This is a genomic window from Acetobacterium sp. (assembly GCF_041752335.1).
GTDB lineage: Bacteria > Bacillota > Clostridia > Eubacteriales > Eubacteriaceae > Acetobacterium.
Window position 1 is genome coordinate 1 of record NZ_JBGSHG010000130.1, and the last position, 9,754, is coordinate 9,754.

The following is a 9,754-nucleotide window of genomic DNA, read 5'->3' on the forward strand; positions in this document are numbered from 1 at the left end:
GGCGACTGTGCCTTACGGGCTAAACAGGCCGGCTTTGATGGCATCGAAGTGCATGCCGGACATGGCTATTTAATTGCCGAATTCATGTCCACCTATGTCAACAAACGTACTGATAAATACGGCGGTTGTCTGGATAATCGCTTACGCTTTGTTAAAGAAATCTATACCAATATCCGCAGTAAGGTCGGCGACGATTTCCCGGTCATGATCCGTTTTTCAGCTGACGAAGTGGTTCAGGGCGGCCGGGACATTTCTGAATCCCGGGTCCTGGCTAAATTATTTGCCGAATGGGGTTTTGATGCCCTGCATGTTTCCAGTGGTGCCTATGGCGATCATAATAAGGGGATTGTTTCGCCGATGTATGTCTCCCATGCCTGGACTGTCGACTTTGCTGCCGAGATCAAAAGAATCGTCGATATCCCGGTCTTTACCGTCAACCGCATCAATGATCCCCGCATGGCCGATGGTCTGCTGGAAATGGGCAAAGCCGATTTCATCGGAATAGGCCGGGGCTCCCTGGCCGATCCGGAGCTGCCTAACAAGGCCAAGGCTGGTGATTTAACCTCAATCCGCTACTGCATCGGATGTATGCAGGGCTGTGTAGGGAAGTTACTGGTGGGTGAAGCCATCACCTGTCTGGTCAATCCCTCGCTGGGCCAAGAATATCAATTGGATTATAGCAAAGTCACCAAACCGAAAAAAGTCCTGATTGCCGGCGGCGGACCCGGTGGCCTGGAAGCGGCTCGAGCCGCGGCGATCAAAGGCCACGAGGTCACGCTTTATGAGCAGGGCAGCTTTTTAGGCGGTCAATTTAAATCCGCTGCTTATCCCCCCTGCAAGGGTGAGTTGGCCACTTATACCAACTGGATCACTCACGAACTGGATCAGTTAGGGGTGACGATTCATCTCAACAGCCAAGTGACAAAAGAACTGGTCACCGCTGAAAAACCGGATACCGTTATCGTCGCCACCGGCGGAACCCCCTGCAAACCAGCCATCAAAGGGATCGACAAAGCCCTGGTTGTCACCGCTGAGGATGCCTTACTGGGCAATGTGGCCACCGGTGATCAAATTGTTGTCGCCGGCGGCGGTGAGGTCGGTTCAGAAACGGCGGCGCATCTGGCGATGCAGCAACGGGATGTGACCATCATCGAAATGCTGCCCAAGATCTGCAGCGATCTCGATGGCGTCAACAAGTTCAATCTGATGAAAATCCTCCGCGAATATGAGGTCAACCAAATGACCCAAACCAAAGTGGTCGAAATTCTGGATGATGGCGTGGTCATCGAAAACAGCCAGGGCTAGCAGACCCTGCCAGCCGATACTGTCGTCATCGCTTTAGGCTACCGTCCCAACAACCAGCTGGCCGAAGCATTATCAGCCGTTCACAACCACGTCATCGTCATTGGCGGAGCCGTCAAAACCAGCAATGCCATGGTGGCGATCAATGACGGCTTTAATGTCGGCTTATCGCTGTAACCGCCACTACACCGCTAACAATTAAAGATAAAAAAAAAGGATCGGTGCTGGTAAAGCCCTATCCTTGAGGTTATCTATAAACTACCGTACCGACCAATTGTTAATCTGTTGTTCGCCGCGCCATGCGAAATCCGCTACGCTTCTTTCGCATTGGTCGCGGGCAGTCGCCAACTATAAACCAGCTTATGATTGGCTCGTTGCCTGCGCGCAGAATCGGACAGGCTCTGCCGTGTCCGCTCCGATGCGTACAACATGATGTAACAATTGTCGGTACTGGGTTATCTTTTTTGACAGTCTAAAGGATAGGTGCTTTTTTAAAGCCCTATCCTTTTTTATTTGTCTTGTTTCATAAATGTGATACAATGAAAAAAAAACTGAAGCCACTATAGGGAGGAAAATCATGACATATCGCATTGGGGAAGTCTCCAAACTCTTGGGTCTGCCGGTGGAGACTATCCGCTATTATGAAAAAGAGCAGATTATTGCGCCAAAACGTCAGGAAAACAGTGACTACCGCACCTATGAAACCTGGGATATCTTTTTTCTGATGGAATGCATGCGCTACCGCAGCTTTGACATTTCGTTAAAAGATATTTCCAAGATGCTTCATAATGATTCGCTGGACTTTTTTGTCGAGCGGATTGGCTTTAAACAACAGGTCATCGATGAAAAACTGCGCTATTATCAGATGCTGGAGCGCAAGATTTCCGCCTACAAGGATAAACTGGCAAGTCTGCCCTACAATGTCGGCTGCTATTGGTTCGTCAATACCCCCGAGTATCGTTACTTTACCTATGTCCAGCGCGAAGACGGCGATCATTATGGCGAGGTTGAGGAAAAACCCTTATTTCCGCACTGGCTCAAGCAGATTCCCTTTGTTGAGTTTACCCATCACATTGCTTTTGCTGACATCGCCAACCCCCGCATCGACCGGGACGCCTGGGGGCTGTGTGTCGAAAGCGCTGACGCGGCGTTGTTAAATCTGCCGCTGAACGCGGATGTGCAGATCCGACCGGCGGGTTTGTGTTTGTGTACGGTGATGGATCTGGGCGACTATGGCAATTTGACGTTACGGCAGTTTGATCCGCTGGTGGCCTATATCCGCGACCACGGCATTGTTCCGGAAGGTGATATCATCGGCAAAATCCTGACCCGGGTCCACGCCGATGGAAAAATTCACCGTTATATTGAGTATACGATCCCAGTCAGGAAATAAAAACCAAAAAAACGGAGGACAAAGCGATGAAAACTGTAAATACAAAGCCGCAGCCACAGCGTGTTAAACTTATTTTTAATCCCGGTTCTGGCGTGAATGACGAATCCCCACTGCAAATCATGGCCGTCGTTAAAGAAATGCAGGCCCGGCAGTTAATCCCGGAACTTTATTTAATTGAACCCGACAGTAACTTGCAGGAAGTGGTCGATGAGGCTATTGCCCAGGGCATTGAGCTGTTTGTGGTGTGTGGCGGCGACGGTACCGTTTCTTCGGTCACCAAGGCACTCTACGGTTCGGCAGCGACACTTGGCATTGTTCCCACCGGAACCCGGAACAATGTGGCCTTAAGCCTCGGTATCCCCACCGATATTGCGGCGGCCGTCGCCATCCTCAGCGAAGGACAGCGTTTAAAAATAGATCTCGGCCTGGTCACTTGCGACGGTGTCAGCACGCCTTTTATCGAGCTTTGCTCAGTGGGATTATTTTCGACCCTGTTCCCCGCCGGGGATGACATTCAGCATGGCAACATCACCCGGATCGGTGATTTTCTGGGCATTCTGACGACTGCTCCGCCCTCGGACATCCATCTTTTTCTGGACGATAATCAGGAAATCAGCGAGTTGGGTCATGCCGCATTAATTTCTAATATGCCCTATATCGGTCGAAATTATCAAGTCGGTGCGCCTGATGCCTATCTTGACGGCTTACTGGATGTGATGTTTTTTGCCGATCTGTCCAAACTCGATTTAATCAATTATATTCTGACTGGCGTCGGTACCGATAACCCCGAGGATCCCCGGATTTTGCACTATCAGGTCCGTGAAATGGTCATCGACACCGAACCGGCCATGGCGGTGATGGCCGATGGCATCAGTTTGGGCGAAGGGTCGGTGCGTATCAAAGTCCAGCCCCAGGCTTTGTCAGTCATGGTTGGAGCGACCGCGTCACATGAAGAGCAATAAGCCGGATCAGTCCGGTACTGACAATGGCTATAAAGCAACTAAAAAAAGCCCCTTATCGGTGGCTAAAATTCGCGACGTTGGGCAGAAAATCATAACCGGGATCCGCCATATCCCCCCGCTTTACTGGTTAATTATGGTTGCGATTGTCCTCGTTTCATTTCTGCTCGTTATTCCTGATTATGTCTGGATCATTTTTTCAGACGCCGTCAAAAGCCAAAATGCACTGCTGATCCTGGTCCTGATTTTTGCTTTAACCACTATTTCGCTGGTGTGGTCGGTTGGTCAACGGATTGATGTCTGGGTTTTTACTTATTTTAATATGCATGGCCGCCGCCGGGGCTGGCTTGATGGGACGATGCTGGTTTTGACGCAGCTTGGCAACGGGATTTTTGCGATGATCCTGGCCACTATTTTGTATTTTTTGGGGTACCACGTCCTTGCCTATGCCTTTGTCTTAGGCACCTTATCATTATGGTTTGTGGTGGAACTGATAAAAATGCTGGTTCATCGCACCCGACCCTATCAAAAGATTGAAAATAGTCGCATTGTCGGGTCACCCGCCAGAGGCAGTTCTTTTCCCAGTGGCCATACTAGCCAATCCTTTTTTATGGCAACCTTTCTCTTACCCTATTTTCACGTCAACTTTTTTATCGGGTTAGCTGGTTATCTGCTGGCATTTTTGGTCGGGATCACCCGGATCTATGTCGGCATGCACTACCCTCGGGATGTCCTCGGCGGGGCGATGCTGGGAACCGCCTGGGGCCTGTTAGGCGTGATTCTGATACAGTCATTTTGAATTTAACAGCGGCGGATGCAATTTTGGCATGGCTAAAAACCACTGTAAAAGCCTGATCAGAACAAATTCGATCAGGCTTAAAAGATCCGTTTATCATCACTGTCTTTCGGGGTAGCCGCTTTAATGGTTAAATATTTGGGACTTACATAAAACCAGGCGTATTCCAGAATTTTTAGGGTGGCTTCGTTCTTGATCATTTCGGTGATTTCAAAAATCGGTTCATTCTCGTTCAAATTAAGTTTCTCTCGAACTTCTTCTGAAGGCATAGTCACCGTAATGTTCAGTGATTTATCCAGCACAAAAGCCAGTTTTTCTTCGACCGGTTTCAGATAGTTGGCAAATTTCAGCATGTCCTCAATGACTGGCTGATGATGGACATAAGGCAGATAAATAATTTCCATGGCAATTTCTTTTTGATCCGAAAATAAAATCCGCTTTACTTCCACGGCCTTCTGGTTTTCTTCTAAATTTAAGATCCGATCAATCTGTTTTGAAGGAAACAACACTTTAACCGAGATCAGTTTAACCTCATCAATATGGGTATTTAAACCGTCATATTTATTAAATTTAAACTGGAAAATATCCACCTCGGGCTTACAGACAAAATTGCCCTTGCCGGGAACCGAATAAATATAGCCTTCATTGGAAAGCAGCGACAGGCTTTTGCGGATCGTCATTCGGCTGGCGGAATACTCATTCATCAGTGAAGTTTCAGAATTGAGCATATCGCCGGGCTTGAGCTGACTTTTTAAGATTTTATCCTTTAAACTCGCCACAATTGCCAAATATAAAACATCACTCATTCATCTTTCGCTCCCTTATTTTTCTCTGCCAGATAGACTTCACAATAGCGGATACCCTCGTAAAAATTATTGGTCATAAAATCAATTTGGGGGATTTTGACATAGTCATGACTGACCACCGCCCCACCCAGTAAAAAGCGACGATTCTCCAGCAGGTTTTGTTCTTCCAGGGCATTCCCCAATTGCTGAAGATAGGGAATTGAATTGGTCATGACGCAGCTGACCGCAATAATATCCGGTTGATGCTGTTTAACCGCTTCAATAAATTTCTCGACTTTAACATCCACCCCCAGATCAATGACGGCAATCCCGCGATTCTCCAGAGCATCGATCATCAGATCCTTCCCGATATCATGAATATCATCAAAAATCGTCCCAAAAAGGACGGTTCCCAGTGGTTTGATAGCATTCCTTTTCCCATAATGAAGATTGGCTGATGCAAAAATATTCTTTGCAATCATGCCCGAGACAATCAGATCAGCAATATAGCATTCACCATTTTCATACTTTTTCCCAATTTCGTTTAAACCTTCCATCACGATGTCATAAAGTTCCTGGGCCTCAATTCCCTGATGGATTAATTCATCCGCAAAGGCTTCTGCTTCATCCAGTTTTAAGTCCACAATCAATTTGATCAAATTTTCCTTCATCTTTTCCCCTCAACTCTTACGTACAGCTCTGTATGTTTGATTATAGCACAATTACTTTTTTCAGCCTAGTCATTTTCAGCCAGCATGATAGAGTACCAGCCCAAAATAAGTCACCTTATCTGCGCCGTTATTATAAGTCATTCCCAGACTTCGGCTCAACCCGACGACATCAATGCCGGCAGCTTCCAGGGAGGGAATGGCGTCCTCAGGGAAACGACAGGGTTCGTCAGTCAGGATGGCACAGCTTTCACAAATACTGCAGGTACCGGCGGAGAAAAAGAGACAGTCCAGCTGATCCGCTTTTGCCAGTTTGTTGATTTCCTGAATTTCTTCCCGAAAGGCAACCCCGGCCTCCACCATGCTTTGATAATCATAACGACTCTTTACCGGATAGGCTTTGGAAAACACCAACCCTTTGCCGTAACCCTTTATCACTTGCCGATAATGCTCCAGATCTCCCACCGCCGGAGGGCACATGTGATTTTTTCCGTAAAATCCACAATAGTTATCAGCACAACGGTCTCGCACTTCCTGAGTAATATGAATAGTGTTGATGTCATCAATTTCTGCGATTTCAGTAAAATTTCCGCTTTCAAGGTAGCTTTTCATGTTCTTCTCCTAATAAATTTTTTAGCTTATAAGCATTAGTAGCCCTTCTCCTGAATAGTTCAGGAAAAGGGCCAAAAGATAGGAATATGGTCGTTGTCGCTATTTTTTCACAAACTCAATTTTTGCGCCGGTGGTGTACTTCCGGCAGAATCGGTCCCGACCTAAAAGCAGTTCGGTGGCTTTTAGCGACTCGATCAGCGGCACGTTTTCCGGGTTGACCACCGCCGAATCCATACCGGCTGCCACTGCCAAAGTCAGGAAGGTGCGGTTGACCAGCGCCCGATTGGGCAGCCCGAAGGAAATATTGCTCAGCCCCCCGGTGATATGAGCTTCCGGATAGGTTTCCCGGATGGCCCGGATCGATTCAAAAGCAATCAGACCCGCCTGCTGATCGGTGGCTACGGCCATAATCAACGGGTCAATATAGACTTTATCATCGGCGATCCCGGCTGCCCGGGTGGCCTCAAAAATCCGCTCCAAAACTGCCATCCGTTCGGCCACGGTTTTTGGCATCCCGGATTGTGATTCATCCAGCGCCAACGCAATGACATTGCAATCCCGTTCTTTGATAAACGGTATAAAACTTTTCAACCGTTGTGGATCACCATTGATGGAATTGATCATCGGTGTTGCTTTGACCGCATGAATGGCTGATTCAATCACTTCCGGGGTAGAGCTGTCGATGCAGATCGGGGTATCCGTGACGGACTGCACGACCTCCAGCAGCCACAGCATGTCCTCTTTCTCCCGGGAGGGATCGGTGCCGGCGTTTACATCCAGATAATCGGCTCCGGCATTGGCCTGGTCCAGGGCCGTTTTTCTGATGAAGTCTGCATCCCGGTTGATAATAGCCTCCTGGATGGCTTTGCGGGTTCCATTTATTTTTTCTCCGATAAATATCATTATTAACTCCTCTTATATACTGAAAATATGTCTAATTCTAAGTTTTCCTTTTTTGCTTAATCTAATCAACCAATTATGATACTGCGATGAATTCTCACGATTCACTGCTCAGTAATTTGCGCAGGTAACATTCTTTTTTCTAAAATTTTTCCAACAGCTGTAATGGCCAATCCAAGTAGAAATCCGCCAAAAGTTGCAAGCCCAACGTAAATAATATTTGTTACTGGTTGAGAAAAGACAATTGATAAAGTTACAAAAATAATTGTGACTTTATTAAACCACGTTTTTTCAAGTAAAATAACGTGTGCTCCTAAAACACTAAAAGGCAATATAAATAAGGTAATACATGTTGCTATGGTTGGATTCAAACCTGAACTAATCATGAATCCGACACCGGTTACTCCAATAAAACCCCATATCAAACCCGCTATTGTGCTACATGTATAGCTTGGAAGAAGCTTAATCGTTGCACCATCGTTAAAGAATATTGACAGAGCAGCTAAAGAGATCCATATATAGCCTCCAGGAACAACTGTATTAAGCGGTGTAAGAGCAAAAATTGCGCCATAACAGGAAACTAAAATGCCTATACAAAAAACCCAAGTCCACATATATTTTTTCATTTTTCTTCATCTCGCTTTCAATTAATTTTGATAAAAGAATATTGTCATTTATATAAAAATCAAACCCTACTATTTATATTCCACAGCTGTTTTAAACATCGCAACCATATTTTCAAACTTCGCATTAGCCGGTGAATCGCAGCCTGAGGTGACAATCAATCCTTTTGCGCCCACATTATCGATAAGATTCTTGACATAATCTTCGGTTTCAGCTACGGTGCCCATTGAAAGTATCGGCGCTGGCACATCGCCCATAAAAGCAACATGATCCCCCAACAACTTTCTTGCACGCGTGAGATCAGTCATACCATCGGTATTTATGATAACTTTTTGTTTTGGCAATTCCAAAAATCGTTCAATATCTCGATCCCAGTTCTGGTCAAGATGCAAAATGGGGGTGAGCCCATTCTCAATATAAGCTTCAGCAGCTTTTTTCATATATGGCCAAACGAGATTGTCCCATATTTTTGGTGAAACCATTCCTGAAGCGCCGCGCCATCCACCAATCCAACCACTCATTGCATTAGTTTGCTTTAATGTATTTATGGCTTGTTTTAATACTGTAGGGAATACAACATCTTGCACTTCTTTAATTTTATCGAACTTTTTATAACAGTCCATGTAATATTTGGTCATTGAACGTCCACCGCACAAAACCTCAAATGGTGGCGCAAGTAAACCCGGATTAATCACTAGAAATCCGTTTTCGACGAGCATCTGTGCCTGTTCAGGACCTTCAGTCATAACATAATTCATAAAACCTTCTAGCTCTTCGGCTCCAAGTATTCTAGGTAAATATTTCTGATGAAATTCTTCATAACCATGCTCAATGATAAAGTCATAGTCTTCATCTTCAATCAAAGCTTTTTCCTGAACCTGCCATAAAGCGTCATCCGGAAGTTCTCTGCCAGGAGACTTTACTTGTGACAACCACAACAACGAAATAGCAACGTTCATTCTTCCTGGATAGATTGTATTCAGACAATCGATAGGCGCTATCGCGTCAAGTTCCTTAATATAATCCAAAAATGCTTTAAAACCATTTTTGGTATCAAATATATAATCCTTCATTAACATATTCATATGAGCCGCCGGTGTTGCTGGTCCTCCGAATGCGGTTGAGGGTCTATCATTTTCAAAAACAACTGTTTTTTTAAAACGTTCTACGCGTTGTTCATATAAACTCTTAGTCATGATTATAACATCTCCTTACATAATCTTACGGCTGATTGGGCATCGTCGCCGACAGCATCCGCGCCGGTGTATCTGACCACTGATTCGTCGGTGGGTCCGCCACCGATGATAATTTTGACCTTATCTCTGAGACCGGCTTCCTCAACGGCTTTGACAGTGTTTGAGATGGAATCATAGGCGGTGGTCAATAAACAGGATAATGCCAAAATCGGTGCTCCTGATTCCTTCAGGGCATTGACGAATACTTCCGGTTTGGCATCCACGCCGACATCAATGACATCAAATCCGCCGGATTTGAGCATGACATAAACCAGATCTTTACCGATATCGTGGATATCCCCTTCAACGGTTCCCAGTACGACTTTTCCCAGAATTTCACCGGTTTTTCCGGCCAGGTGGGGTTCCAGCATTTCGCCCACTTCTTTGAACATTTCCCCGGACATCATCAGATCGGATACGAAATATTCGCCGGCACTGAACAATTCACCAACCTTGATCATCCCGGCTTCCCCTTCTTTA

Annotated in this window: 11 protein-coding genes; 4 read left to right on the forward strand and 7 right to left on the reverse strand. The window is 46.0% G+C overall.

Annotated features, from left to right (window positions below; all coding sequences use genetic code 11):
• From ACEW8F_RS16120 to ACEW8F_RS16135, 4 genes are all read left to right on the forward strand, one after another.
• A partial coding sequence (locus ACEW8F_RS16120; RefSeq protein WP_373484490.1) for an FAD-dependent oxidoreductase occupies nt 1-1,305 on the forward strand: 1,305 nt, incomplete at its 5' end.
• Nucleotides 1,306-1,879: 574 nt separating this feature from the next.
• Nucleotides 1,880-2,695 carry a MerR family transcriptional regulator gene (locus tag ACEW8F_RS16125; RefSeq protein WP_373484491.1) on the forward strand — a complete coding sequence of 272 codons (816 nt, stop codon included), beginning with the start codon at nt 1,880-1,882 and terminating at the stop codon, nt 2,693-2,695.
• A 26-nt stretch (nt 2,696-2,721) separates the two neighbouring features.
• Nucleotides 2,722-3,657 carry a diacylglycerol kinase family protein gene (locus ACEW8F_RS16130; protein ID WP_373484492.1) on the forward strand — a complete coding sequence of 312 codons (936 nt, stop codon included), beginning with the start codon at nt 2,722-2,724 and terminating at the stop codon, nt 3,655-3,657.
• Nucleotides 3,644-4,453 (forward strand): phosphatase PAP2 family protein, encoded by an 810-nt coding sequence (locus ACEW8F_RS16135; protein ID WP_373484493.1) that lies wholly within the window; start codon nt 3,644-3,646, stop codon nt 4,451-4,453. The genes ACEW8F_RS16130 and ACEW8F_RS16135 overlap by 14 nt, the downstream gene beginning before the upstream one ends.
• A gap of 77 nt (nt 4,454-4,530) precedes the next feature.
• Here the strand turns inward: ACEW8F_RS16135 and ACEW8F_RS16140 are convergent, their stop codons facing one another.
• The 7 genes from ACEW8F_RS16140 to ACEW8F_RS16170 form a co-directional block, all read right to left on the reverse strand.
• On the reverse strand, nt 4,531-5,256 hold the full coding sequence (locus ACEW8F_RS16140; protein ID WP_373484494.1) for a GntR family transcriptional regulator: 726 nt from the start codon (nt 5,254-5,256) through the stop codon (nt 4,531-4,533).
• Nucleotides 5,253-5,906, reverse strand: coding sequence for a B12-binding domain-containing protein (locus tag ACEW8F_RS16145; RefSeq protein ID WP_373484495.1), 654 nt, complete (start codon nt 5,904-5,906; stop codon nt 5,253-5,255). Before ACEW8F_RS16145 ends, ACEW8F_RS16140 begins: the two co-directional genes overlap by 4 nt.
• Nucleotides 5,907-5,981: 75 nt before the next feature.
• Nucleotides 5,982-6,515, reverse strand: a complete 534-nt coding sequence (locus tag ACEW8F_RS16150; protein ID WP_373484496.1) for a DUF2284 domain-containing protein — start codon at nt 6,513-6,515, stop codon at nt 5,982-5,984.
• A gap of 99 nt (nt 6,516-6,614) precedes the next feature.
• Nucleotides 6,615-7,418, reverse strand: a complete 804-nt coding sequence (locus ACEW8F_RS16155; RefSeq protein WP_373484497.1) for a dihydropteroate synthase — start codon at nt 7,416-7,418, stop codon at nt 6,615-6,617.
• Between the two features lie 101 nt (nt 7,419-7,519).
• Nucleotides 7,520-8,041 carry a hypothetical protein gene (locus tag ACEW8F_RS16160; protein WP_373484498.1) on the reverse strand — a complete coding sequence of 174 codons (522 nt, stop codon included), beginning with the start codon at nt 8,039-8,041 and terminating at the stop codon, nt 7,520-7,522.
• A 69-nt stretch (nt 8,042-8,110) separates the two neighbouring features.
• A complete protein-coding gene (locus tag ACEW8F_RS16165) occupies nt 8,111-9,235 on the reverse strand; it encodes a uroporphyrinogen decarboxylase family protein (RefSeq protein WP_373484499.1) in 1,125 nt (374 codons plus the stop codon).
• A 2-nt stretch (nt 9,236-9,237) separates the two neighbouring features.
• A partial coding sequence (locus tag ACEW8F_RS16170; RefSeq protein WP_373484500.1) for a B12-binding domain-containing protein occupies nt 9,238-9,754 on the reverse strand: 517 nt, incomplete at its 5' end.

Excerpts from the sequence above, each read along its gene's own strand:
- ACEW8F_RS16150 (WP_373484496.1), bottom strand. The coding sequence starts at position 6,515 with ATGAAAAGCTACCTTGAAAGCGGAAATTTTACTGAAATCGCAGAAATT.
- ACEW8F_RS16135 (WP_373484493.1), top strand. The coding sequence starts at position 3,644 with ATGAAGAGCAATAAGCCGGATCAGTCCGGTACTGACAATGGCTATAAA.
- ACEW8F_RS16140 (WP_373484494.1), bottom strand. The coding sequence starts at position 5,256 with ATGAGTGATGTTTTATATTTGGCAATTGTGGCGAGTTTAAAGGATAAA.
- ACEW8F_RS16155 (WP_373484497.1), bottom strand. The coding sequence starts at position 7,418 with ATGATATTTATCGGAGAAAAAATAAATGGAACCCGCAAAGCCATCCAG.
- ACEW8F_RS16165 (WP_373484499.1), bottom strand. The coding sequence starts at position 9,235 with ATGACTAAGAGTTTATATGAACAACGCGTAGAACGTTTTAAAAAAACA.
- ACEW8F_RS16130 (WP_373484492.1), top strand. The coding sequence starts at position 2,722 with ATGAAAACTGTAAATACAAAGCCGCAGCCACAGCGTGTTAAACTTATT.
- ACEW8F_RS16125 (WP_373484491.1), top strand. The coding sequence starts at position 1,880 with ATGACATATCGCATTGGGGAAGTCTCCAAACTCTTGGGTCTGCCGGTG.
- ACEW8F_RS16145 (WP_373484495.1), bottom strand. The coding sequence starts at position 5,906 with ATGAAGGAAAATTTGATCAAATTGATTGTGGACTTAAAACTGGATGAA.
- ACEW8F_RS16160 (WP_373484498.1), bottom strand. The coding sequence starts at position 8,041 with ATGAAAAAATATATGTGGACTTGGGTTTTTTGTATAGGCATTTTAGTT.